Origin of the sequence: Pseudidiomarina aestuarii, from assembly GCF_003987355.1 — a bacterium.
In the GTDB taxonomy this organism is placed as follows: domain Bacteria; phylum Pseudomonadota; class Gammaproteobacteria; order Enterobacterales; family Alteromonadaceae; genus Pseudidiomarina; species Pseudidiomarina aestuarii.
This window is the reverse complement of sequence record NZ_PIPR01000001.1, coordinates 1,424,558-1,447,221: the sequence shown is the minus strand read 5'-3', so window position 1 is coordinate 1,447,221 and position 22,664 is coordinate 1,424,558. Positions and strand designations below refer to the sequence as shown.

Genomic DNA, 22,664 nt, shown 5'->3' with positions numbered 1-22,664 from the left:
TAGAAATGAGGAGATTCCTGTTGTCATCAGTTCAATCAGCTAGCAGCGTTGTTACCACCGCTGAATTACATGAAGAAATGCGTGAAGTCGAGACTGCGGTAGCTACTGCGCTCGAACAAGCACAAAAGTTGGGTAGTTCCGCTGCGGAATGTGCGATTAGTCGCAGTCGCGGTATCAACGTTGGCACGCGTTTAGGTGAAGTAGAAACGGTTGAATTTAATCAAGATGGCGCACTCGGTATCACCTTGTATGTTGGCCAGCAAAAAGGCTCAGCGTCGACCACCGACCTGAGCAGCAATGCTATTCGTGCAGCGGTTGAAAAGGCGTTTGATATCGCCCGTTATACTTCGCCCGATCCATACGCTGGCTTGGCACCTGCCGAACTGATGGCAACGGACATTCCTGATCTCGATCTCTGCCATCCAGCCGATCAATCTGCGGACTACGCGCTGGAACAAGCCCTGGCTTGTGAAAATCATGCGCTGCAACTCGACCCTCGTATCGTCAACTCAGATGGCGCAGGCTATAGCAGTCACGTGGGTTATCGCGTGTACGGTAATAGCCATGGTTTCCTCGCAGGTTATCTGCAATCTCGGCATAGCCTGAGTTGTTCTTTAATTGCGAAAAGTGGTGACGCAATGCAACGCGATTACAGCTATACGGTTGCCCGTCACAAAGATGACCTATGGACGCCACAGCAAGTGGCTGAAGACGCGGCACAGTCGACGTTAGCGCGCCTAGACAGTCGCAAAATATCGACGGCTAGTGTGCCGGTCATTTTCCGTGCTGATGTCGCCAATTCTCTGTTTGGTCATTTTGTCGGCGCTATCAGTGGCGGCAATCTATACCGCAAGTCGAGCTTCTTACTTGACCATCTGGGCAAGCAAGTGCTTCCTGAGTGGCTGACCATTACCGAGCAGCCGCATCTACGTGGCGCATTGGGTAGTAGCCCGTTTGACCATGAAGGGCTGGCAACTACCGAAAAAAATATCGTCACCAACGGGGTATTAGAAACCTACCTGCTGACCAGCTACGCCGCCCGCAAAATGCAAATGCAACCAACCGGTCATGCCGGAGGTATCCACAACTGGAGCGTCTCGCATGGCGAGCAATCACTTGCTGATTTGTGTCGCGATATGGGAACTGGTTTGCTCGTGACTGAGCTTATGGGTCAGGGCGTTAACCTTGTGAATGGCGACTACTCGCGCGGCGCTGCCGGTTTCTGGGTCGAAAATGGCGAAATCCAATACCCGGTCGAAGAAATCACCATCGCGGGCAACCTCAAAGACATGCTGAAGAGCATTGTCGCGATCGGTAACGACGTTGATTATCGTCACGGCGTGCGCACCGGCTCAGTCCTCCTCGAAAACCTCAAAATCGCGGGTAACTAATTAGCCGAGGAGGAGGGTGGCGGTGCCGAGGAAGGCAAAGATGCCGACCACATCGGTGACGGTGGTGAGGATAACACCACCGGCTAGGGCTGGATCGATATTGTATTTTTTCAGGATCAGCGGCACGGTGACACCGGCTAAGCCGGCGGCTAGCAGGTTTGCCATCATCGCAAAGGCGATGATTAAACCGATCATCAGATCTTGCTTCCAAAGCGCGACGACACCCGCTATCAGTACGGCCCAAATCACACCGTTCAGTGCTCCAATGGCAAGCTCTTTACCGATCAACCAACGCGAGTTACTCGGGCCGATATGACCCAAGGCCATACCGCGAATCACCAGTGTGAGTGTTTGTGAACCCGCAATACCACCCATACTCGGCACTATAGTGTTCAAAATGGCTAGTATTGCCATCTGCGCCAAGATATCTTCGAACAGCGAGCTGACCATCGCGGCTAACAGGGCCGTGATCAGGTTGACGCCCAACCAAATGGAGCGGCGGCGCGTACTCTTTAAAACTGGGGCGAACGTATCTTCGTCATCATCCAAACCCGCCATACTCAACATCGAGTGCTGAGCATCTTCACGAATAATATCGACCACATCATCGATAGTAATACGACCGAGCAGTCGGTTTTCGTCATCGATAACCGGTGCAGAAATCCAGTCTTGACGTTCAAACAGTTTCGCGACTTCGGTTTCATCCATGTCGACCGGGATGCCTTGAATGTCGCGGTCCATTACATCTTCAACCAGGCGCGTCGGGTCTACGGTCAGTAATCGGCTGATGCCGATTTCACCAATAAACTTATCTTCGCGACTAACGACGTAGAGCTTATCCGTCGCTTCCGGCAATTCGCCTTTCAAGCGCAGGTACCGCAGAACCACATCAATGGTGACATCGGGACGCAGGGTAATGGTGTCGGTATTCATCATACCGCCGGCAGTTTCTTCCTCGTACGAGAGCGCTTGCTCTGCACGCTGCCGATCCTGCTCGTCCATCGACTTCAATACTTCTTGATAGACCTGCTCTGGCAGGCCACGTAAAACGTAGGCTAAGTCATCGGTGTCCATGCCCTCGGTCGCGGCTGCCAGTTTTTCTGGCGCCATTTGACGGATGACGGACTTCTGAACTTCTTCGGAGAGTTCCTCGAGAATATCACCATGCTCGTCGGCATCGACGAGTTGCCAAATCACGGCACGTGATTTCGGTGGAGAGGACTCTAGGAGTAATGCGATATCCCATGCTGGGAGATTATGGAGTTGCCGCCGCGCCTGCACGTACATGCCACGGCTCAACGCTTCAGATACTTCTTGTAAGCGCTGTTCTGTGAACTCTTTTTCGGCGACTTCTAACATGACGAAACTCCCTTTGATATGAGGAGTTTAACTTATTTTTAGAAGTTCGTCAGTAAAGGAAAGTGCAAGCGTGGAATAGGAATTGGTGATTATTGGTCTTCGTCAAAACGGGCGGCAATCAATGCGGCAATGGCTGCAACCGCGTCCTCTGCCTCGGGACCCTCGGCGACCACATCGATCACTTTACCCTGTCCACTGGCCAATAAAAGTAAGCACATCACACTCGATGCATCGACCGTTTGTTCGCCTTGCACAATTGAAACCTTGGCATCAAATTGATGACTCAACTTCGCTAACTTGGTTGCAGCGCGAGCATGCAGACCAAGCTTATTGCGAATCGTGACCGTTTCACGAGCGGTATGCGTCATAATTAGCGATTGGCCTCGCGATGTTTCACTTGCACTTTAAAGGTTTGGTCGGCGAAGCGCTGGCCCAGCTGTTCGGCAATATATACTGACCGATGTTGTCCACCCGTGCAGCCAATACCAATCGTCAGATAGCTACGATTACTGCGTTGGAAGTGGGGCAGCCAAGTTTCTAAAAAGGTCTCGAGCTGATGAATAAACTTGGTGACCAATGGCTGTTGTGCAAAAAAGTGTTGTACTTGAACGTCGGTGCCACGCAACGCTTTGAGCTCAGGTTCCCAATGCGGGTTGGGCAGAATTCGGGCATCAAAGGCGTAGTCGAGATCCGGTGGTAGACCATACTTAAAGCCAAACGACTGAAACACTACAATCAAACGCGATGCGGCTTTGCCTAACACTCGCTCGCTGACTTGCTCACTGAGTTCATGAATACTGAGCTTACTGCTATCGATGCGCCAGGTAGCGCGCTCCGCTAATGGCTCCAGCAACTTCAACTCTTCTTTCAGTGCGTCACCCAATGGCAACTCGTGTCGCGATAATGGGTGCAATCGTCTAGTTTCACCAAAACGGCGCAAGAGCACGGAATCAGAAGAATCAATGTAGAGGATTTCAGGTTTAATTTTGTCAGGCAGAAAGTCGAGCGCGTCAGTCAGTTCGTCTTGTTGATCCGGCAAGTTGCGGACATCGACGCTCACAGCAACGCGATCATATTGCTCAATAACGGCGTGTACGAGGGTTGGTAGCAGCGTGATGGGGAGATTATCGACGCAGTAAAAGCCTAAGTCTTCAAGGACTCGTAATGCAATAGTTTTGCCTGATCCTGAGCGGCCTGTCACTATAATCAACTGCATCGCCATCAATCCTTTCGTTACGTTTCACACTGCGTGAAAATTTCAAACAATTCCATGTCACTGGTGGCTTCACGTAGCGCCCGAGTACACTGCTTATCGTTGAGTCGACCGGCGACGGCAGCAAGGGTTTGTAAGTGTTGCTCGTGTTGATCTTCGGGGACTAGCAAAGCAAAGATAATATCGACCGGTTGATTATCAATCGCATCAAAGTCAATGGGTGCCGACAATGTCATGAGCACGGCGACAGGTTTCGTGGCGCCTTGCACACGGCCGTGCGGAATGGCAACGCCAAGCCCAATACCAGTGCTACCCAAACGTTCGCGATTAAGTAAACTCTCAAAGACATCGAAGCCAGTGACACCTGAGCAGCGACCGGCAGCGAGTTGACCGATGGTTTCTAGAACCTTTTTCTTGCTTGTTCCCGCGACTGCACGACGTGTGCAGTCCGGGGTTAACAATGCGGTTAAATCCATGATGTTAGTGACGTTTCAGCTTTTCTTTATGTTTAATGACTTGCCGATCCAGTTTGTCGATCAGCCCATCGATAGCAGCATACATATCTTGGTGTTCAGAATCTGCGAAAATCTCGCCGCCATGTAAGTGGACGGTAGCTTCCGCTTTTTGGGTCAACTTTTCAACATTTAAAATTACATGGACATTGGTGATATGGTCAAAGTGGCGCTCAAGCTTCGCAAATTTCTCATCCACATAATCGCGCAGTGCTTCGGTAATATCGACATGGTGACCAGTCAAGTTAATTTGCATAACATCTTCCTTCTGTTGTCCAAGATATCAAATTAGACGCTTGCGCTGACTCGAGGGCGGAATTTGCATGGCCTCTCGATACTTTGCAATGGTCCGTCTAGCTACTTGGATGCCCTGCTGTGCCATGAGTTCAGTTAGTTTACTGTCACTCAACGGCTTTTTTGGGTTTTCCGCAGCAACTAGTTTTTTCAACAACGCCCGAATGGCCGTTGAGGAAGCATCTTCACCGCTATCCGTAGATAATTGCGATGAAAAAAAGTATTTCAATTCGAATAATCCACGTGGCGTATGCATAAATTTTTGTGTCGTGACGCGTGAAATGGTTGATTCATGCATATCGACCGCTTGAGCGATATCAGCCAGAACCATTGGTTTCATCGCCTCTTCGCCAAATTCGAAGAACGCTTGCTGCCGCTGCACAATGCTACTGGCTACTTTCAGCAGTGTTTCATGACGGCTCTCAAGGCTGCGGATAAACCATTTGGCCTCTTGCGTTTGTTGGCGTATATACTGCATGTCGTCGCTCGCTTGGCACAAAGATGCGTACACGTCGTTTACCTTTAGTTTAGGCACAGAATTAGCATTTAGCTCAACTATCCACCGACCATTTTTTTTGCGTACCAGCACATCTGGGATCACGTAATCATTATCGTCCCCGCCAAAGCCATCGCCGGGCCTCGGTTGCAGGGCTTGAATGAGTTGAATGACTGCCGTCAAGGCGGCTTCATTGAGTTTGAGTTTACGCGCTAGCGTGCGGTAGTCACGACTACCGAGTAGATCAATGTGTTGTTGGACGGCTTGTATTGCAGCCTCTCTTGCTGGGGTTGTCTCGGGTAACGCCTGCAATTGCAGCAGCAAGCATTCGCGAATGTCGCGTGCGCCGACACCGATCGGGTCGAAGTGTTGGATACGCTTCAAAACAACTGCAATGTCATCACCATCAACCAGCTCTCGAATGCGTGGGTCGAGGCTCTCGTATATTTCGTCGAGTGAGCTGTTGAGGTAGCCTTGCTCATCAATGCTATCAATGATGGCAAGCGCAATCAGTTCATCGGTGGGGGTGAAGTGTGACAAACGCATTTGCCAGAGCAGGTGTTCATGCAGGCTGTCTTGCGTATTGCCTTCAAAAACGCTGTCTTCACCGTCAAAGCTTTGTCCAGGCGCAGAACTGGCATGCGAACTGCAGTCTGCCGAATAACTTTCTTCCCACTCGGTATCTTCAATCTGAGTTTCGCCCTCTACACTCGCGTCTTCAAGTTCGAGTAGCGGGTTTTCGTCCAGCGCTTGTTGAATTTCTTGTTGCAGCTCAAGAGTGGAAAGTTGCAGCAGGCGGATGGCCTGTTGCAACTGTGGTGTCATGGTCAGTTGCTGACTAAATTTGAGCTGTAAGCCCTGCTTCATAGAGTAAATTGTTCACCGAGATAGACGTCTTTCACGTGTTGATTCGCCAAAATGCTCTCTGCATTGCCGCTCGCGATGAGTTCGCCGTGCGAGACAATGTAGGCATGCTCACACACGGAGAGTGTTTCGCGAACGTTGTGATCGGTAATCAACACACCGATGCCACGATTGGCTAAGTGCTCGATTATTTTCTTAATATCCAGTACGGAAATCGGATCGACGCCGGCAAATGGCTCATCAAGGAGTATAAATTCAGGTTCTGCAGCCAATGCACGGGCAATTTCAACGCGACGGCGTTCACCGCCTGACAAACTCATGCCCAAACTGTTCGCTATATGACCGATATGAAACTCCTCGAGCAGGCTATCAAGCTTTTCTTCGCGTGCCGTATCATCAAGCTCTTTGCGAGTTTCTAGGATGGCCATGATGTTGTCGCGAACCGTGAGTTTGCGAAAAATAGACGATTCCTGCGGCAGGTAACCAATACCGCGGCGCGCGCGCTCATGCATTGGCAATAATGAAATATCATCGTCGTCGAGCACAATACGGCCTTTGTCATTGGCGACGAGACCGACAATCATATAAAACGTGGTGGTTTTTCCCGCACCATTAGGGCCGAGTAGCCCAATAATTTGGCCAGACTCAACCGTCAAGCTTACGTCTTTAACTACGGTCCGCTTTTTATAGGTTTTCGCTAAATGTTCAGCGGTTAATCGGCTCATCGTTTTTTTGCTTCGGTAATAAAATGGTAGATACGCGATCAGATTCCTCATCACCGCGGCGCGCGCTCAATTGCTGGGTAGCGAAGTTATACACAATCTCGTTTCCCTGCATGACACTATTGTTCTGTTCAACTTTGACGTTACCACGAAGTGTGAGTAGCTGCTGAGCTTGGTCGTAACGAATCGTTTCAGCTTGCGCTGTAATGACGCTGCCATCGTCTAATTGCTGTTCATAAGTAGCCGGGGTGCCAGTCGCTTCAAACACATCGTTGCCTGGCTCTGCCTCACGAGTAACCTGTAGATGATCGGCGCGGATTTCAAGGGTGCCTTGCTTAATCAAAACGTTTTCATCAAAGGTGGCAATACGATTGGCGATATCAATAAGATCGCGCTCAGCATCAATGCTGACCGGCTGATTGAAGTCTGCTTTACCCTGTGCCACCGCAACCGCAGTGAGACCGATACTACTGAGTAGCAGTAGCGTTGTTACCAAAATAGGTGCTTTCAACATGTTTTTTAAATTCCAACACTTGGGTGCGTAAATCAGCAACCATGCCTTCTCCACGCATGACAAAGTTTTTGCCATAAATGGTGACAGGTTGTTCGGTTTCCATGGTTTCGGTCAGTGTGTTAATCACCAAATAGCTGGTCTCGACCCGATCCATAAAGTCTTCATGATCTAAGCTGTTGATTTGTATATTGCGCTCTAATACTAACGTCTTATCGTCGTAAAATGAGCCTTGTTCAGCAATAATTTGCCAATTCGCAGCCTCACCATCCGCATGCACAATATACACTGGACTGGTTAATTCCGTCAGCCCAATAGGCTCGTAATGCGTCATTTTCTCTGCTGCAATGCGGTGCGCAAGCTTACCATCGGTGTCATAGATACGCATGATCAGACCCGACGCAGTAAAGTCTGGCGCCACCTCGCGGAAGCCCGTTTCTTGCTGCGACTCGTCGCCATCGCCAAAAGGCCGCCAAATCAGCAACGAACCGATGACAAAAATAAGCGCTAAAAACAGCCACACATTTCGATTCAAACGCTCATTCCTCCATGCGTTTGCAAAGCACCTTGACTAAGCAGAATTAAATCACTAATTTCTCGGACCGCGCCAAAGCCGCCGCGCTGACTGGTCACGTAACGTGCTTGTTGCTGAACCCAAGGGTGGGCATCTTGAACGGCAATGCCGACACCTGCATGCTGCAGCAACGCCATATCAGGGATATCGTCGCCAACCCCAACTATTTGAGCTGCAGTCATTTGATATTGTTCCGCCAACTGCTTAAATACACTCAATTTATCCTTACAACCTTGGATAATGTCGTGAACGCCGAGTGCTCGCATGCGCGTCTCTACAATCTTTGAGGAGCGGCCAGTAATGACCGCCACTTTGATCCCATGCTCAATCAGTGCTTTGACACCGAAGCCGTCGCGCGTATGAAAGGCTTTGTACTCCTCGCCGTCATTGCCGAGATAAATACGGCCATCGGAAAAGACGCCATCGACATCAAACATCACCATACGAATAGCTGCGAGCGCCTCAATCAGTGACGCATCGACTTCACCATACCACGTACTAACGGTGGCCATAGCCTGCAATGGAGCATTCATCATAGTACTCCTGCTTTTAATAGGTCGTGCATATTCAATGCGCCTTGCGGATAACCATCAGCATCCACTGCAAACAAGCCATTAATTTTGCGATCTTCCATAAGTTTCAGTCCCTGAGCTGCAAGCACATCGGCACTAATCGTAATGGGCTGACGCGTCATGACTTGTGCAATCGGCGTCTGGTGAACGTCGAGTCGTTGGTCAAGGATGCGACGCAAATCGCCATCAGTGAACACACCTAATAATTTGCCGCCAGCGTCGGTAATCCCGGTCATACCTAGGCCTTTCCGTGACATTTCCAACAAGGCCTGACTGATAGTAGCAGATTCATCCACCAGCGGAATTCGCTCACCTTTGTGCATCACGTCGTGAATATGTAGTAGCAACCGACGGCCCAGACTGCCGCCTGGGTGCGATAGTGCGAAATCATCTGCGGTGAAACCGCGCGCATGCAATAGAGCAACAGCTAGCGCATCGCCCATAACGAGGGTCGCGGTCGTTGATGAGGTAGGCGCTAAACCGAGTGGGCAAGCTTCTTTTTCTACTGCAATACAGACATGTACATCGGCTAAGTCGGCCAAGGTTGATTGCGGGTTACCTGTCATTCCGATCAGTCTCACGCCACGGCGCTTAATCAGCGGTGCAATGCTGAGTACTTCGTTAGTCTCGCCAGAGTTTGAGATAGCAATCACTACATCGGCGGCGGTAATCATCCCTAAATCACCATGACTGGCTTCACCGGGGTGCACAAAGAATGCTGGCGTACCAGTAGATGCCAAGGTAGCGGCTATCTTGCCGCCTATATGTCCAGATTTACCCATACCGATGACAATGACGCGTCCTGTACAAGCGAGTAAAAGCTCGCAGGCATGGGCGAAATCGGCATCAATATAGCGGCGAAGTCCGTCGATTGCTGTCAATTCGGTATCGAGAACATCTAAACCCAAGCGGATGAACTCGTCAGTAGTGGTCTGTGCAGTCGATGTGTGCGTCATAAAGTGCTCTCTTTACAATCTCGCGTCATCATACCCGATCGTTTTTCGAATTGCAGACGTAAAAAGCATGCAGATAAACGATTTGTCACAATTTTAACGCGCTAAATCTAGGGTTGTTGGCTTAGCTGCGGTAAACTATCAACCATCTAAATGAATGGATATGGATTTTCATGAGTTCACAGGATACGCCCCAATCGCCCTATCTGGTGGAAGTCGATGCCATCGACTTTGCCCATGCGCATGGTGCACATCAAGTTTATAGCGGGCTTTCGCTAAAGATTCCACGCGGCAAAATCACAGCGGTGATGGGGCCAAGTGGTATCGGTAAAACCACGCTATTACGTTTGATCGGCGGTCAATTGCGGCCACAGAAGGGTGAAATCAGATTCGATGGCCTGAACATCCCGGAGTTGAGCCGCTCTGAACTGTATTCGGTGCGTAAACGGATGAGCATGTTGTTTCAAAGCGGCGCATTATTTACGGACATGTCGGTTTACGACAATATCGCGTTCCCATTACGAGAAAACAGTTCGTTACCAGAAGAAATTATCGAAACCATCGTTTTGATGAAGTTAGAGGCAGTTGGCTTGCGCGGGGCGCGGCACTTGATGCCAGCAGAACTGTCGGGTGGAATGTCACGACGAGCTGCTTTGGCTCGAGCAATCGCACTGGATCCTGAATTGGTGATGTACGATGAGCCTTTTGCTGGGCAAGACCCCATTTCTATGGGCGTCATCGTCAAGTTAATCAAATCCTTAAATGAATCGATGGGGCTAACCAGTGTTGTGGTAACCCATGATGTTGAGGAGGTTCTCACCATCGCTGACTACGTTTATATCATTGCGGATAAACGAGTCGTAGCGCATGGTTCACCGAAAGATTTGCAAGCGCTGGATGATCCGTTAGTGAAGCAATTTATTCAGGGTGAGGCCGATGGGCCGGTGCCATTTCATTTCAAGGCACCTTCTTTAAACGAAGAATTATTTGGAGACGCGGGAGGTCAGCATGATTGATGCTATCGCGCGTCTCGGCAAGGCCGTTCTCGACTCGATTGCTGGCGCAGGTGCGGCGTTATTGATGTTGCTACGGGCGTTGATCGGAAAGCCACAGCTGCGCAAATCGTTCCCGTTACTGATGCAACAAATGTATTCGGTAGGCGTATTGTCGTTGGTCATTATCATTGTCAGTGGTTTATTTATTGGCATGGTGTTGGGCTTACAAGGCTACACCATTTTGGTCGACTTCGGTGCCGAGCAAAGTTTAGGCCCCATGGTTGCACTGTCGCTATTACGCGAATTGGGGCCCGTAGTTACAGCGCTTTTATTTGCGGGGCGAGCAGGTTCTGCGTTAACTGCAGAAATCGGTTTGATGAAAGCAACCGAGCAGCTTTCTAGTCTGGAAATGATGGCGGTTGACCCCCTGCGGCGCATTATTTCGCCGCGATTTTGGGCTGGCTTCTACAGTATGCCCATATTGGCCATTATTTTTTCAGCGGTCGGTATCTACGGCGGCTATCTAGTCGGCGTGCGTTGGTTGGGTGTCGATGAAGGCGCATTTTGGTCGGTCATGCAATCTCAGGTCGAATGGCACCAAGATATTCTGAACGGCATCATTAAAAGTATTGTGTTTGCATTCGTCGTCACTTGGATTGCACTGCATAAAGGCTACAACTGTGTGCCAACCTCGGTGGGGATCAGCCGCGCGACAACTTCGACCGTAGTGACTGCATCGTTAGCAGTACTTGGACTCGACTTTATTTTAACCGCATTAATGTTTGGGTAATGGATTATGGAATCACGTACAACACAATTAGCAGTCGGTTTGTTCGTCATTATTGGCGTTTTAGCCTTGTTGTTCCTCGGTTTGCAAGCCGCCAACACGAGTGCGGTCAGTAGTGGGGATACTTATAGAATCTACGCGAAGTTCGACAACATTGGTGGCTTGAAAGAGCGTTCGCCGGTGAAGGTGGGTGGCGTTGTTGTGGGTCGTGTCACTCGAATCACGTTGGATGGTGAGTATTACGAGCCTTTAGTCGAAATGACCATTAGTGCAACCTACGATGAATTTTCTGAGACATCGTCGGTCTCAATACTGACATCAGGCTTGTTGGGTGAGCAATATCTTGGTTTAAACCCAGGGTTTATTGATGACACCGTTGAAATGCTCAAAGACGGTGACTATATCTACGACACCAAATCAGCGTTGGTGTTGGAAGATTTGATCGGGCAGTTCCTGTTTAGCCAGGGTAGCGATTAAGAATCACGGTGTAAGGAGTACCGCATGAAAAATTGGTTAATGACATTATTAATGGCAACAACAGTGGCGTGTATTGCGCTTGTCAGCGCAACTGCGAATGCAGATGTGATTCGTGACGAGAATCCGTACAAATTACTCGAAAAGGTTGCGAATGAAACCTTCAATCGAATCGGCGCAGAGCGCGATCAAATTAATGAGAGTCTGGACCATTTCCGGGTCATTATTCGTGAAGAAATGATGCCTTACGTTGATTCTGTCTATGCAGCGAAACGCGTATTGGGTCGTAACTTGAAAGATACGACCGAAGAACAGCGTCAAGAATTCTACAAAGTGTTTCGTGACTATTTAATTGCGACTTATGGTCGTGCGTTCACACAATATGATGAAACCAAGCACACTGTCGAGTTTGATAACGCGAATCGCTTTGAAGAAGGCAGTAAAGCCGTGACGGTTTATACTCGCGTGATTGAGCAAGGTCGTCCGCCTATTCGTATGGACTTCAAAATGCGCTACGACGACAACGATAACCTGTGGAAAGCCTACGACATGGTCGTGGAAGGTGTCAGCTTGTTGAATAGCAAAGCAGCAGAAATCTCTGCCGTAATTCGTTCTCGTGGCATTGACGGTACCATCGAATTGTTGCGTGAAAAGGCGAATGAGCCTATTCGCAATTACGACGGTGATGAGTCTCTCTAATGGCGGCAACAGCAACTTGGTCCCCTCAAGAAGATGCAACAGTGATCGCGCTCAGCGGTCCACTTGATCGCAATTCGGTGCCGGCACTTTGGCAAGAACGTGCAAAGTGGCTGGCAGGCGAGGGTGATTTAACGTTACACTTAGCCGACGTAGAAAAGGTCGACTCTGCTGGTGTGGCATTGCTGATTCAAGCACAAAAAATCCTCAAACAGCAGCGACGGACGCTGAAACTACAGCAAGCAAATCGCCAATTACGGGCGATTGTCGAGGTCAGCGGTGTCGCTGATCTGTTGAATTTCAACGACTAAAGAATCAATCTCATGACTGCTGAAGATATTCGCGCGTTACTCGAGAACGCGCTCCAACTTGACGAACTCATTGTAAAAGCTGAAGGTAGTCACGCGAACATTATTGCGGTGGGCGAAATTTTTGCTGACCTCAGTCGCGTGAAAAAGCAGCAATTGGTGTATGCGCCACTCAAGGCAATTATTGCCGATGGCAGCTTGCATGCTGTAACGATCAAAACCTACACTCCGCAAGAGTGGCAGCGCGAGAAGAAGCTCGCACTGTTAAGCTAAGCAACTGAGTTAATCAAACTATGCAAAAATTTGTAATTCGTGGCGGCCAACCGTTACGTGGTGATGTAACCATTTCTGGTGCAAAGAATTCAGCACTGCCCATTCTTATTGCTTCCCTGCTCGCCACCGACGACGTTGAAATTGATAACGTCCCTGCGTTGCATGATGTGAAAACGACTCTAAAGGTTTTGACTGAACTCGGTGTCGGTAGCGCCATGTTGGGTACGAATAAAGTTCGGATTCAGCCGCAAGGGTTAAATCACCACGTTGCCAGTTACGAATTAGTGAAAACCATGCGCGCCTCGATTCTGGTCTTGGGCCCCTTGTTGGCGCGCTATGGTAAAGCACAAGTGAGCTTACCCGGTGGTTGCGCAATTGGCGCGCGCCCGGTGAATCTGCACATTGAAGGCCTGCGTCAGATGGGCGCGATCATCACAGTTGAAAACGGTTACATCAACGCGCATGTCGAAGGTCGCCTGCAAGGCGCCAATATTTTGATGGATACGGTAAGTGTTACGGGTACCGAGAATCTGATGGCCGCAGCAACGCTTGCCGACGGCATCACTTATATTGAGAATGCAGCGCGCGAGCCAGAAATTGTCGACTTAGCGGCGTTTTTAAACACGCTGGGTGCCGATATTCGTGGTGCGGGCACCGATACAATCGAAGTTCACGGTGTTGATAAGTTGCACGGCGGTCAGTATCGCGTGCAGCCGGACCGTATTGAAACCGGAACCTTTCTGGTTGCGGCGATGGCGACCGGCGGTGATGTCACTTGCCGTGAGACCGACCCAGATATGCTCGATGCGGTATTGAAGAAGTTGACCGAAGCTGGCGCTAAAATTACGCGCGGTGATGATTGGATTCGACTGGAAGCTACGCAACGCCCACGACCAGTCAATATCATTACCGCACCACACCCCGCGTTTCCAACTGATATGCAAGCGCAATTCTGTGCGTTAAACGCTATTGCAGAAGGGGCTGGCTGGGTTCGTGAGACCATCTTCGAAAATCGCTTCATGCATGTACCTGAATTACGTCGTATGGGTGCAGACATCGAACTAGAGGGCAACACGGCTATCTGTAAAGGGGTGCCAAAACTCACCGGCGCACAAGTCATGTGTACCGATTTGCGGGCATCGGCTTCGCTTGTGATTGCGGGTTTAGTCGCAAGTGGTGAAACAGTGATCGAGCGGATCTATCACATCGATCGCGGCTATGAATCCATAGAACGCAAACTAACCGCACTAGGTGCAAATATCCAACGCCTGTAGAAAAGCACGAAAGGCGTGAAAAGCGAATAGCTATTAGATACTAGTTACTAGAAAAGCGCTGTTCTGTTGTTTTCGAGTAGCCAGTAACAAATAGCCAGTAGCGAATTTGTTTTTAGCGGAGTTTTTCGATTAGGACGGTGCGGGTTAGTTCTCGATTGCCGCGGAAGAAGCGTACTTCGATCTCCGTTCCCGGTGGCGTTTGCGCCACTATCGCAATGCCTTCAGAGCCTGACCTTACTGGTTGGCCATTCATCTCAATGATGTAGTCTTCAATTTGCAGGCCTGCTTTTTCGGCAGGGCTACCTGCATCAATGCCGGTCACGAACATACCCGGTTGTTGATACGGGTTGGCGTAAGGGATCTCACCGATACGCACGCCAAAGTAGCCGCGAATGACTTCACCTTCGCGAATCAGAGTATCCAGAATTTGTTTGGCTAATGAGTAGGGCACTGCAAAATAGATGCCGTCGATTCCTTGACCGGTCAGGTCTTGGAACTGAGCATTATTAATGCCCACCAGATAGCCTTGGCTGTTGATCAGTGCGCCACCGGAAGCACCTTCATTGATTACCGCATCCATCTGAATCAGGTCAGCATGTGAACTGATTACGCCCATGCGCCCACCAGTCGCACTGATAATACCTTGGGTAATTGTTTGTCCCAAATTCAGCGGGTTACCGATGGCGAGTACCACATCACCAACGCGGGTACGAATATCGCTGCGTTGGGGAATGATGGGGAGATTATCCGCTTCGATGCGAACCACCGCTAGATCAGTGACTGGATCCGAACCAATCACTTGACCGCTGTATTGACGGCCGTCTTGCAGCGCAACTTGAATTTCATCAACGTCTGCGACTACATGCGCAGCGGTCAGGATGTGCCCACTATTATCCATAATTACGCCAGAACCAAGGCGATATACGGTGCTTGGGCGGCGTGAGTAATAAGAGCCAGGCGTTTCGCCCACACTGTAGATATTTACCACCGCCGGCGCAGCACGATTCACTGCCGTGGAGAACGAGATCGGCATTTCGGTAGCAGGTGATTGTTGCTTGAGATTTTGCAGGTAGGGCATCACCCAAATGACAATAACGGCTACGACCAAGCCCAATCCTATTGAGCGTAAAACCAGCCAAAACCATTCACGTGATGTCATGTGGTGTCCACAGTTTCAAGAAGTTAGATACGCACAGCATATCACTGAAATGTAACGAAGGCAGCATAGTGGAGGTAATCCTCCGACCACACTGCCTTCGCACGTGCGCTGAACGTTTCGCTTTCTCGTCTATTCGGTACCGCGCAGTACCAAGTATAGTGATGAGTTACCGCGACGGATATTTAATGCAATCACGCCTTCGGTATTTTCCAGTACTTGCTTCAACTCAGTGACGGTAGTGACGCGTTGACGATTCACACCAATGATCACATCGTCATCACGCAACCCGTAGCGAGCCGCAATAGAGCCTTCTTCCACATCACTGATCAGAATACCGCCATCGGTAGTTTCCAATGTCACACCTTGCAGTGCTGGATGTAAAGTTTCGGCTTCGACGACAGTGTCATCTGGACTTAATGTGACCGTATATTCACGCTCGCCGCCATCGCGTAGCACAGTGATTTTAACTTCCTTACCTGGACCGATAGTATTTACGCGAGCTGACAGGTCGGCAAAAGTACGAATTTTCTCGCCGTTGACGCCAACAATCACGTCACCAGATTTCAGGCCTGCTTCTGCTGCTGCACCATCGGGCAATACTTCAGCAACAAACGCTCCTTGACTGACATCTAAACCCAACGCTTTGGAGATTTCTTGAGTGAGGTCATTACCGCGCACACCCAATACACCACGGCGAACTTCACCGAACTCAATCAATTGTTGAACTAGGTTGTTCATCATGTCTGACGGAATCGCAAAACCAATCCCGATGTTGCCACCATTTGGGCCTAAAATAGCGGTATTGATACCGACCAATTTACCATCTAAGGTCACCAAAGCACCGCCCGAGTTACCGCTGTTGATAGCAGCATCGGTTTGGATGAAGTTTTCGATTTCTTCAATCCCTAAGCCGCTGCGACCCAGCGCTGAGACAATACCCGAAGTAACCGTTTGCCCCAGACCAAATGGGTTGCCGATAGCCACCACGAAGTCACCAACGCGCAAATCAGCTGACGAGCCGAGTTCAATAGCTGTAAGGTCTTTACCATCTTGGATCTTCAGTAACGCCACATCCGAACGCTCGTCTGTGCCAATCACTTTGGCATCAAACTGACGACCATCCTTCATTGTCACCACAATTTCAGTCGCACTATCGATGACGTGGTTATTCGTCACCACATAACCTTCTTCAGCGTCAATGATGACTCCTGAACCTAAGCCCTGGAACGGACGTTCCTGCACTTGCTCACGCGGCCCATTTGGGCCAAAGAAAAAACGGAACATCTCTGGAATACGCTGACGGACTTCACGTTTACCTTTCACTGAAATATTCACCACCGCAGGGGTCACTTCCTCCAGCATCGGTGCCAGTGTTGGCAATTCATCTTTATCACTACTAAAGAAGGGAATATTCGCACTAACGGGAGTGACAGCGAACACACCCACCACGGCGAGCACAGCAAGAAACTTTGCTTTCATCGGGTTCATACTCCAAGTTTATGTGTGTAATTCAAGTTACGTGTATCACGCAAAGAAAGACCGATAACAAGGATATAAGTTCACCCCCGACATGTTTCAAGGTGTTACAGCTGCTTCGTTATTAGCTACTAGCTACTAGCTACTAGCTACTAGCTAATGGTTACTAGCTACTTGAAAAGCGGAGATCTTTGTTTTCTTGTAACCAGTAACCAGTAACCAATAGCCAATAGCCAATAGCTAAGGTTTGTGTGCCAGCGCCAGGTAGTCGTGCGACTGCATTTCTTGCAGTCGGCTGATGCAGCGCTTGAATTCGAAGCTGAGCTTGCCTTCGCTGTAGATGTTCTCGAGTGGCACTGCGGCGGAGAGGATGAGTTTGACGCGGCGTTCGTAGAACTCGTCGACGAGAGCGAGAAAACGACGTGCGGCGTCATCGTTGTTGCTGCCCATTTGCGGCACATTACTAATTAAAACTGCGTGATATTCGTGGGCGATTTGGATGTAGTCGTATTGGGAACGCGGGCCTTCACAAATAGCCTTAAAGTCGAATAACACGACATCATCGCACTCGAGGCGCACGGGAATGTCACGACCGTTGATGTGCACTGTGCCGTCGGTATTGCGGCTGCAATGATCCGGTGATAACTCGCTGAAATAGCGCTTCAAATTGGTATCCGCGTCGTCGTCCAATGGCGAATGATAAATTTCGGCGCGGGTGAGGGTTCGCAAGCGGTAGTCAATGCCGCTGTCGACATTGATGACTTCGCAATTGGCTTTGATTAACGCAATAGCAGGCAGGAAGCGCTGGCGCTGCAAACCATTCTTGTAGAGTTCGTCAGGCACAATGTTTGACGTAGCGACCAGAACGACATTGCGCTTGAATAGTTCCTGCATCAACGTGCCGAGTAGCATGGCATCGGTGATGTCTTGCACAAAGAATTCGTCAAAACAGATGATTTGCGTTTCTGCTGCCAGCTTATCCGCAATAATCGGCAGTGGATCGCTGCGGCCTTTTAATTGCTTCAGTTCGGCATGCACGCGTTGCATAAAGCGGTGAAAATGCACGCGCATTTTTTCTTCAAAAGGTAGGGCATCGAAAAAAGTATCGACTAAATAGGTCTTGCCACGTCCAACACCACCCCAAAAGTAAATGCCCTGAGGTGGTTGAGGCGATGAACCAAAAAGACGACCGAAAAAGCCACAGTCTGCTTTTGCACGATACTGAATTAGCGCCTCATACAGCTTTTGTAGTGCCTCCACAGCCTTTCGCTGCGCGGCGTCTGGGGTGAAACCACCACTGCTTAAATCGCGCTCATATTTGGCGATAGGGCTAAGTCTTTCGTTTGTCACTACCACTTCCACCTCAAACTGGATTATGCTTATAGGGAAGAGTTTATCATGCGAAGGACGCAGTAAAGGAGTGTTTATGAGCTGGATTATTGGCATTTTATTAGTTGCCGTGGGTGCTGTGATTGGTTTTTTCGTCGCCCGCTACTGGCTGCATGAGCATTCAGAAGAAGCGCGCTTGAGTGAAGAAGTGACGCAAAGTAAGCAACAATTTGCCGCGTATCAGCAAGAAGTTGCAGAACATCTGAGTACCGCCAACGCCTTAGTAGAGCAACTCGAAGAGACGCAAGAGAAGCTGAAAGCCTACTTAGCCAATAGCAGTGAGTTGTTGCAGCGCGAACAAACGCAACCGAGCTTGCCGTTCTTCGCCGAAGACACCATTCGACAAATTCGGATGGCCAACACCACGCGCAGTGATCGCAGCCGTAGTAGCGAGAAAGAAAACGCTAGCGAACCTCCACGCGACTACAGCGACAAAAAGCAAAAGCTGTTCACCAAGGACTAAATGCGTTAACGGCTACTTGCAATGAGTTCCTTGCGATGTGCTGTTGCCATTAGCTAGTAACCAGTAGCTAGTATCGCTTTTGTATTTGATTTTAGCTTTAGTTCGCGTATAATCCGCGCCAGCCCACGTTACAGGTACAACTAACCGAGATTGTGGCACTGAAAAAGTAACCACAGCGGTTGTTGTGGTTCGCGGGGAAGCCCGGGACTACTGTCGTGAACCTTTAAAAAGAGTATGTTTCAATGAGTACATTTGTTGCAAAACCAGAAACTGTTCAACGTGACTGGTACGTAATTGACGCTGAAGGTAAAACTTTGGGTCGTTTGGCTACTGAAGTTGCCCGTCGTTTACGCGGCAAGCATAAGCCTGAATACACTCCGCATGTTGATACTGGCGATTACATTGTCATCATCAACTGTGAGAAAGTAGCTGTTACTGGTCGTAAGGCGCAGGACAAAATCTACTACTCACACTCTGGTTACCCAGGTGGTATCAAAGAAATCAACTTCGAGAAGTTGATTGCTAAGGCACCAGAAATGGTTATTCAGAAAGCGGTGAAAGGTATGTTACCCCGTGGTCCATTGGGTCGTGCCATGTTCCGTAAACTGAAAGTATACGCAGGTGCAGAGCATAACCATGTTGCTCAGCAACCTAAACAACTTGAAATTTAATACGGAGCATTAAGAAAATGGCAGAGAATCAATACTACGGTACTGGTCGTCGCAAAAGCTCTACTGCACGCGTTTTCTTGCGTCCGGGCAGCGGCAACATCAGCATTAACAACCGCACCTTAGAAGAATACTTTGGTCGCGAAACTGCGCGTATGGTCGTTCGCCAGCCACTTGAGTTGGTGGAAATGACTGAGAAGTTTGACTTGTACATCACCGTTGCCGGTGGTGGTTCAAGCGGTCAGGCTGGTGCAGTTCGTCACGGTATTACTCGTGCGTTGATGCAATATGACGAAGCTTTACGTGGCGATTTACGTCGTGCGGGTTATGTAACTCGTGACGCACGTCAAGTTGAGCGTAAGAAAGTCGGCTTGCACAAAGCACGTAAGCGTCCACAGTTCTCGAAGCGTTAATCGCAGCCGAAACTGTTTCGCAGTTCAAAAAAACCCGGCCTTCGTGTCGGGTTTTTTGTCTTTATCCTTGTAAAAATCAGGTCATTTCTTTATCATCTGAAGGCTTTTTTTTGCCGATAGTTCGTATATAGATTTGAAGCACTTGCTGTACGTACGAATCAACGCAGCAGCTAATTACTGACTTCATGGCTATGTTCCATGAAGCGTCCAAACTGGAGAGTAAGTGGATGAGCAATGCGCCTGTAGATAAAGGCCGCCGTCGTTTTCTGACTGTCGCGACTTCCGTCGTGGGAGCAGCTGGCGCGGTGGGTGTTGCTGTTCCTTTCATTGCATCGTGGAACCCGAGTGAAAAAGCGAAAAACGCGGGTGCCCCTGTGGAAGTGAACATCGGAAAGATGGAACCGGGTCAATTGATTCGGAACGAATGGCGAGGCCAGCCAGTCTGGATCGTCCGTCGGACTCCGGAAATGTTAGCCAGCCTTGAAGGCTTAGCGGACCAACTCCGCGATCCAAATTCAGAAGAACCACAACAACCTGAATATGCGAGCAATCTCTATCGATCGCGCAAAGATGAGTTTTTCATCGCGGTTGGTATTTGTACCCACTTAGGGTGCTCTCCACAGTACCTCGAAACCGACTTCGGTGAACAGGTAGAAGGCATTGAAGCAGGTTTCTTCTGCCCATGTCATGGTTCTAAATTTGACATCGCAGGACGCGTATTCTCGGGTGTACCTGCACCATACAACTTGGTCGTACCCCCACATTATTATGTGAATGACAACGTCGTTCTCATTGGTGAAGATGGGGAGCAAGCATAATGAGTAAACTAATTGCTTGGTTTGATGAGCGCATCCCACTGTCGAAAACGTGGAATATCCACCTTGCTCAGTATCCTGCGCCGAAAAACTTTAACTTCTGGTACCTGTTTGGCGTACTCGCCATGTTGGTATTGGTAAACCAAATCCTGACCGGTATTTGGCTGACCATGAACTATGTTCCTTCTGCGGAAGGTGCGTTCGCGTCAGTTGAATACATCATGCGTGACATTGATTACGGTTGGCTATTGCGCTACATGCATTCCACCGGTGCCTCGGCATTCTTTGTCGTAGTTTATCTGCACATGTTCCGCGGCATGATGTACGGTTCCTATCAGAAGCCACGCGAATTGCTGTGGGTATTCGGCATGTTGATCTTCTTGGTGCTGATGGCTGAAGCCTTTATGGGTTACTTGCTGCCATGGGGACAAATGTCGTACTGGGGAGCCCAGGTGATCATTTCACTGTTCGGTGCTATTCCGATTATCGGTGACGACTTAACGCTGTGGATTCGTGGTGATTACGTTATCTCGGGCGCAACGTTAAACCGTTTCTTCGCATTACACGTGATTGCGTTACCTTTGGTACTGGTTATTCTAGTGTTCCTGCACATCATCGCCTTGCATGAGGTTGGTTCGAACAACCCTGAAGGTATTGATATCAAGAAGAAGAAAGGCACTATCCCAGAGTCAGAGAAGCCGAAATTCACCTTCCACGAGCGCTTCACTAAGAAGTATGACGTGGTCGATGCGGTTCCGTTCTTCCCGTACTACGTGGTGAAAGACCTGATCGGTATCGGTATCTTCTTATTCTTGTTCTGCTATGTGATTTTCTTCGCACCAGCTATGGGCGGCTTGTTCTTGGAGCCACCAAACTTTGAAGCAGCGAATCCATTGAAGACACCTGAACACATAGCTCCGGTATGGTACTTCACACCGTTCTACGCCATCTTGCGTGCGGTTCCAGACAAGTTGTTAGGCGTTATCTTGATGTTTGGCGCTATCGTCTTCTTGTTCTTATTACCGTGGATTGATCGTGGCCGTGTGCGTTCGATTCGTTATCGTTGCACGTTCCACAAAATCAACCTGACGTTGTTTGTGATCAGCTTTATTGTGCTGGGTTACTTGGGCCTGAAGCCTGCGACTGAGGTCTACACCTTCTTCGCCCGTGTCTTCACCTTCTTGTATTTTGCGTTCTTTATCTTCCTGTGGTTCTACAGTAAGAATGAGAACACGAAGCCTGTACCAGAGAGGATTACCAAGTGATGAAATCATTTCTTAAAGCGAGTCTGTTAACCGCAGCATCACTTTGGACCGCAGCAACGCTAGCTGCGGGTCCAACGGTCCCACTCGACAAGGCGGAGATCGACCTACACGACAAAGCGTCGTTGCAGCGTGGTGCGCAATTGTTCATGAACTACTGTTTGGGTTGTCACTCAATGCAGTATCAACGCTATAACCGCACATTCCGTGATTTAGAAATTCCGGAAGAGCTGGGTGTTGAGAACTTGCAGTTTACGGGTGAGAAGCCGGGTGACTTGATCACCAACGCGATGCCAACTGAAGCAGCAGGTGCTTGGTTCGGTACTGCGGCACCTGATTTAACGTTGGTTGCTCGCGTACGTGGCGCTGACTGGTTATACACCTACTTCCGTTCGTTCTACGTGGACGAGTCGCGTCCGTTTGGCGTCAACAATGCGGTGTTCCCGAACGTCGGTATGCCGCATGTCTTGCAAGAACTGCAAGGCGTGCCACGCAAAACGCACGAAAAGCGAATGGTTGATGGCGAAATGAAAGATGTCTATGTCGGCATCAAATCTGACGGCAGCGGCATTCTGAGCCCAGCAGAGTATGATCAAGCCATGCTCGACTTAACCAATTTCCTGGTTTATACCGGTGAACCTATGCTGCTCGAACAGCGTCGCTTAGGTTGGTATGTATTCGGGTTCATACTGGTCTTTACAATTCTCGCGTGGTTGTTGAAACGTGAGTACTTCCGAGACCTGAAGTAATC

28 protein-coding genes are annotated in these 22,664 nt (G+C 49.4%); 14 read left to right on the top strand and 14 right to left on the bottom strand.

All coding sequences use genetic code 11. The features are described 5' to 3' along the window. Positions 1-20: 20 nt before the first annotated feature. Entirely contained in the window at positions 21-1,391 is a 1,371-nt protein-coding gene (gene pmbA / locus CWE22_RS06590; protein WP_275069056.1) for a metalloprotease PmbA, read from the top strand. On the opposite strand, the gene mgtE is transcribed toward pmbA, so the two are convergent. From mgtE to CWE22_RS06535, 11 genes are all read right to left on the bottom strand, one after another. Beyond that, the gene (gene mgtE / locus CWE22_RS06585; protein ID WP_169930544.1) at positions 1,392-2,750 is read right to left on the bottom strand and encodes a magnesium transporter; all 1,359 of its coding nucleotides are present in this window, start codon (positions 2,748-2,750) and stop codon (positions 1,392-1,394) included. It lies immediately after the preceding gene. 89 nt (positions 2,751-2,839) lie between these two features. Continuing rightward, complete coding sequence (locus CWE22_RS06580; protein WP_169930543.1) at positions 2,840-3,118, bottom strand: HPr family phosphocarrier protein; 279 nt, start codon at positions 3,116-3,118, stop codon at positions 2,840-2,842. Positions 3,119-3,120: 2 nt separating this feature from the next. Continuing rightward, the gene (gene rapZ / locus CWE22_RS06575; protein WP_169930542.1) at positions 3,121-3,966 is read right to left on the bottom strand and encodes an RNase adapter RapZ; all 846 of its coding nucleotides are present in this window, start codon (positions 3,964-3,966) and stop codon (positions 3,121-3,123) included. Positions 3,967-3,983: 17 nt separating this feature from the next. Beyond that, the gene (gene ptsN / locus CWE22_RS06570) at positions 3,984-4,439 is read right to left on the bottom strand and encodes a PTS IIA-like nitrogen regulatory protein PtsN (RefSeq protein ID WP_169930541.1); all 456 of its coding nucleotides are present in this window, start codon (positions 4,437-4,439) and stop codon (positions 3,984-3,986) included. Positions 4,440-4,443: 4 nt separating this feature from the next. Further along, positions 4,444-4,731: a ribosome hibernation promoting factor gene (gene hpf / locus CWE22_RS06565; RefSeq protein WP_169930540.1), complete on the bottom strand. Its 288-nt coding sequence runs from the start codon at positions 4,729-4,731 to the stop codon at positions 4,444-4,446. A gap of 27 nt (positions 4,732-4,758) precedes the next feature. Next, positions 4,759-6,132: an RNA polymerase factor sigma-54 gene (locus CWE22_RS06560; RefSeq protein ID WP_169930539.1), complete on the bottom strand. Its 1,374-nt coding sequence runs from the start codon at positions 6,130-6,132 to the stop codon at positions 4,759-4,761. Continuing rightward, on the bottom strand, positions 6,129-6,854 hold the full coding sequence (gene lptB / locus CWE22_RS06555; protein ID WP_169930538.1) for an LPS export ABC transporter ATP-binding protein: 726 nt from the start codon (positions 6,852-6,854) through the stop codon (positions 6,129-6,131). The genes CWE22_RS06560 and lptB overlap by 4 nt, the downstream gene beginning before the upstream one ends. Next, positions 6,835-7,365 carry a lipopolysaccharide transport periplasmic protein LptA gene (gene lptA / locus CWE22_RS06550; protein WP_169930537.1) on the bottom strand — a complete coding sequence of 177 codons (531 nt, stop codon included), beginning with the start codon at positions 7,363-7,365 and terminating at the stop codon, positions 6,835-6,837. The genes lptB and lptA overlap by 20 nt, the downstream gene beginning before the upstream one ends. Then, positions 7,319-7,897 carry an LPS export ABC transporter periplasmic protein LptC gene (gene lptC, locus CWE22_RS06545; protein ID WP_169930536.1) on the bottom strand — a complete coding sequence of 193 codons (579 nt, stop codon included), beginning with the start codon at positions 7,895-7,897 and terminating at the stop codon, positions 7,319-7,321. The genes lptA and lptC overlap by 47 nt, the downstream gene beginning before the upstream one ends. Beyond that, positions 7,894-8,448, bottom strand: coding sequence for a 3-deoxy-manno-octulosonate-8-phosphatase KdsC (gene kdsC / locus CWE22_RS06540; RefSeq protein ID WP_169931051.1), 555 nt, complete (start codon positions 8,446-8,448; stop codon positions 7,894-7,896). Before kdsC ends, lptC begins: the two co-directional genes overlap by 4 nt. Before the next feature lie 20 nt (positions 8,449-8,468). Further along, positions 8,469-9,464, bottom strand: a complete 996-nt coding sequence (locus CWE22_RS06535; RefSeq protein ID WP_169930535.1) for a KpsF/GutQ family sugar-phosphate isomerase — start codon at positions 9,462-9,464, stop codon at positions 8,469-8,471. 170 nt (positions 9,465-9,634) lie between these two features. Here CWE22_RS06535 and CWE22_RS06530 point away from each other — a divergent pair, with 170 nt between their 5' ends. The 7 genes from CWE22_RS06530 to murA are packed head-to-tail and all read left to right on the top strand — an operon-like array spanning position 9,635 to position 14,268. After that, entirely contained in the window at positions 9,635-10,477 is an 843-nt protein-coding gene (locus tag CWE22_RS06530; RefSeq protein ID WP_169930534.1) for an ATP-binding cassette domain-containing protein, read from the top strand. Next, positions 10,470-11,246, top strand: a complete 777-nt coding sequence (gene mlaE, locus CWE22_RS06525) for a lipid asymmetry maintenance ABC transporter permease subunit MlaE (RefSeq protein ID WP_169930533.1) — start codon at positions 10,470-10,472, stop codon at positions 11,244-11,246. Before CWE22_RS06530 ends, mlaE begins: the two co-directional genes overlap by 8 nt. Positions 11,247-11,252: 6 nt before the next feature. Further along, entirely contained in the window at positions 11,253-11,720 is a 468-nt protein-coding gene (gene mlaD / locus CWE22_RS06520) for an outer membrane lipid asymmetry maintenance protein MlaD (protein WP_169930532.1), read from the top strand. A gap of 24 nt (positions 11,721-11,744) precedes the next feature. Then, the gene (locus tag CWE22_RS06515; protein WP_244595970.1) at positions 11,745-12,416 is read left to right on the top strand and encodes an MlaC/ttg2D family ABC transporter substrate-binding protein; all 672 of its coding nucleotides are present in this window, start codon (positions 11,745-11,747) and stop codon (positions 12,414-12,416) included. Next, positions 12,416-12,724, top strand: a complete 309-nt coding sequence (locus CWE22_RS06510; RefSeq protein ID WP_169930531.1) for an STAS domain-containing protein — start codon at positions 12,416-12,418, stop codon at positions 12,722-12,724. Before CWE22_RS06515 ends, CWE22_RS06510 begins: the two co-directional genes overlap by 1 nt. A 12-nt stretch (positions 12,725-12,736) precedes the next feature. Then, positions 12,737-12,994, top strand: a complete 258-nt coding sequence (locus tag CWE22_RS06505) for a BolA family protein (protein WP_169930530.1) — start codon at positions 12,737-12,739, stop codon at positions 12,992-12,994. 20 nt (positions 12,995-13,014) lie between these two features. Then, positions 13,015-14,268 carry a UDP-N-acetylglucosamine 1-carboxyvinyltransferase gene (gene murA, locus CWE22_RS06500; RefSeq protein WP_169930529.1) on the top strand — a complete coding sequence of 418 codons (1,254 nt, stop codon included), beginning with the start codon at positions 13,015-13,017 and terminating at the stop codon, positions 14,266-14,268. A 112-nt stretch (positions 14,269-14,380) separates the two neighbouring features. Here the strand turns inward: murA and CWE22_RS06495 are convergent, their stop codons facing one another. The 3 genes from CWE22_RS06495 to zapE all read right to left on the bottom strand — a co-directional run bounded on the left by CWE22_RS06495 (position 14,381) and on the right by zapE (position 18,253). Further along, complete coding sequence (locus CWE22_RS06495) at positions 14,381-15,427, bottom strand: trypsin-like peptidase domain-containing protein (protein ID WP_169930528.1); 1,047 nt, start codon at positions 15,425-15,427, stop codon at positions 14,381-14,383. Between the two features lie 129 nt (positions 15,428-15,556). After that, a complete protein-coding gene (locus CWE22_RS06490) occupies positions 15,557-16,906 on the bottom strand; it encodes a DegQ family serine endoprotease (protein ID WP_169930527.1) in 1,350 nt (449 codons plus the stop codon). Between the two features lie 237 nt (positions 16,907-17,143). Beyond that, positions 17,144-18,253: a cell division protein ZapE gene (gene zapE, locus CWE22_RS06485; protein WP_244595969.1), complete on the bottom strand. Its 1,110-nt coding sequence runs from the start codon at positions 18,251-18,253 to the stop codon at positions 17,144-17,146. 76 nt (positions 18,254-18,329) lie between these two features. Here zapE and CWE22_RS06480 point away from each other — a divergent pair, with 76 nt between their 5' ends. The 6 genes from CWE22_RS06480 (at position 18,330) to CWE22_RS06455 (ending at position 22,662) form a co-directional block, all read left to right on the top strand. Further along, positions 18,330-18,755 carry a Z-ring associated ZapG family protein gene (locus CWE22_RS06480; protein ID WP_169930525.1) on the top strand — a complete coding sequence of 142 codons (426 nt, stop codon included), beginning with the start codon at positions 18,330-18,332 and terminating at the stop codon, positions 18,753-18,755. Positions 18,756-18,997: 242 nt separating this feature from the next. Then, positions 18,998-19,426: a 50S ribosomal protein L13 gene (gene rplM, locus CWE22_RS06475; RefSeq protein WP_169930524.1), complete on the top strand. Its 429-nt coding sequence runs from the start codon at positions 18,998-19,000 to the stop codon at positions 19,424-19,426. A gap of 17 nt (positions 19,427-19,443) precedes the next feature. Then, complete coding sequence (gene rpsI, locus CWE22_RS06470) at positions 19,444-19,836, top strand: 30S ribosomal protein S9 (protein ID WP_169930523.1); 393 nt, start codon at positions 19,444-19,446, stop codon at positions 19,834-19,836. Between the two features lie 227 nt (positions 19,837-20,063). Further along, positions 20,064-20,654 carry a ubiquinol-cytochrome c reductase iron-sulfur subunit gene (petA, locus tag CWE22_RS06465; RefSeq protein WP_169930522.1) on the top strand — a complete coding sequence of 197 codons (591 nt, stop codon included), beginning with the start codon at positions 20,064-20,066 and terminating at the stop codon, positions 20,652-20,654. Then, the gene (locus CWE22_RS06460) at positions 20,654-21,916 is read left to right on the top strand and encodes a cytochrome b (protein ID WP_420821031.1); all 1,263 of its coding nucleotides are present in this window, start codon (positions 20,654-20,656) and stop codon (positions 21,914-21,916) included. Before petA ends, CWE22_RS06460 begins: the two co-directional genes overlap by 1 nt. Next, on the top strand, positions 21,916-22,662 hold the full coding sequence (locus CWE22_RS06455) for a cytochrome c1 (RefSeq protein WP_169930521.1): 747 nt from the start codon (positions 21,916-21,918) through the stop codon (positions 22,660-22,662). The genes CWE22_RS06460 and CWE22_RS06455 overlap by 1 nt, the downstream gene beginning before the upstream one ends. The last annotated feature ends 2 nt before the right edge of the window (positions 22,663-22,664 follow it).

Coding starts and splice junctions, on each gene's coding strand:
- mgtE (WP_169930544.1), bottom strand. CDS start 2,750: ATGTTAGAAGTCGCCGAAAAAGAGTTCACAGAACAGCGCTTACAAGAA.
- CWE22_RS06580 (WP_169930543.1), bottom strand. CDS start 3,118: ATGACGCATACCGCTCGTGAAACGGTCACGATTCGCAATAAGCTTGGT.
- rapZ (WP_169930542.1), bottom strand. CDS start 3,966: ATGCAGTTGATTATAGTGACAGGCCGCTCAGGATCAGGCAAAACTATT.
- ptsN (WP_169930541.1), bottom strand. CDS start 4,439: ATGGATTTAACCGCATTGTTAACCCCGGACTGCACACGTCGTGCAGTC.
- hpf (WP_169930540.1), bottom strand. CDS start 4,731: ATGCAAATTAACTTGACTGGTCACCATGTCGATATTACCGAAGCACTG.
- CWE22_RS06560 (WP_169930539.1), bottom strand. CDS start 6,132: ATGAAGCAGGGCTTACAGCTCAAATTTAGTCAGCAACTGACCATGACA.
- lptB (WP_169930538.1), bottom strand. CDS start 6,854: ATGAGCCGATTAACCGCTGAACATTTAGCGAAAACCTATAAAAAGCGG.
- lptA (WP_169930537.1), bottom strand. CDS start 7,365: ATGTTGAAAGCACCTATTTTGGTAACAACGCTACTGCTACTCAGTAGT.
- kdsC (WP_169931051.1), bottom strand. CDS start 8,448: ATGGCCACCGTTAGTACGTGGTATGGTGAAGTCGATGCGTCACTGATT.
- CWE22_RS06535 (WP_169930535.1), bottom strand. CDS start 9,464: ATGACGCACACATCGACTGCACAGACCACTACTGACGAGTTCATCCGC.
- CWE22_RS06530 (WP_169930534.1), top strand. CDS start 9,635: ATGAGTTCACAGGATACGCCCCAATCGCCCTATCTGGTGGAAGTCGAT.
- mlaE (WP_169930533.1), top strand. CDS start 10,470: ATGATTGATGCTATCGCGCGTCTCGGCAAGGCCGTTCTCGACTCGATT.
- mlaD (WP_169930532.1), top strand. CDS start 11,253: ATGGAATCACGTACAACACAATTAGCAGTCGGTTTGTTCGTCATTATT.
- CWE22_RS06515 (WP_244595970.1), top strand. CDS start 11,745: ATGAAAAATTGGTTAATGACATTATTAATGGCAACAACAGTGGCGTGT.
- CWE22_RS06510 (WP_169930531.1), top strand. CDS start 12,416: ATGGCGGCAACAGCAACTTGGTCCCCTCAAGAAGATGCAACAGTGATC.
- CWE22_RS06505 (WP_169930530.1), top strand. CDS start 12,737: ATGACTGCTGAAGATATTCGCGCGTTACTCGAGAACGCGCTCCAACTT.
- murA (WP_169930529.1), top strand. CDS start 13,015: ATGCAAAAATTTGTAATTCGTGGCGGCCAACCGTTACGTGGTGATGTA.
- CWE22_RS06495 (WP_169930528.1), bottom strand. CDS start 15,427: ATGACATCACGTGAATGGTTTTGGCTGGTTTTACGCTCAATAGGATTG.
- CWE22_RS06490 (WP_169930527.1), bottom strand. CDS start 16,906: ATGAAAGCAAAGTTTCTTGCTGTGCTCGCCGTGGTGGGTGTGTTCGCT.
- CWE22_RS06480 (WP_169930525.1), top strand. CDS start 18,330: ATGAGCTGGATTATTGGCATTTTATTAGTTGCCGTGGGTGCTGTGATT.
- rplM (WP_169930524.1), top strand. CDS start 18,998: ATGAGTACATTTGTTGCAAAACCAGAAACTGTTCAACGTGACTGGTAC.
- rpsI (WP_169930523.1), top strand. CDS start 19,444: ATGGCAGAGAATCAATACTACGGTACTGGTCGTCGCAAAAGCTCTACT.
- petA (WP_169930522.1), top strand. CDS start 20,064: ATGAGCAATGCGCCTGTAGATAAAGGCCGCCGTCGTTTTCTGACTGTC.
- CWE22_RS06460 (WP_420821031.1), top strand. CDS start 20,654: ATGAGTAAACTAATTGCTTGGTTTGATGAGCGCATCCCACTGTCGAAA.
- CWE22_RS06455 (WP_169930521.1), top strand. CDS start 21,916: ATGAAATCATTTCTTAAAGCGAGTCTGTTAACCGCAGCATCACTTTGG.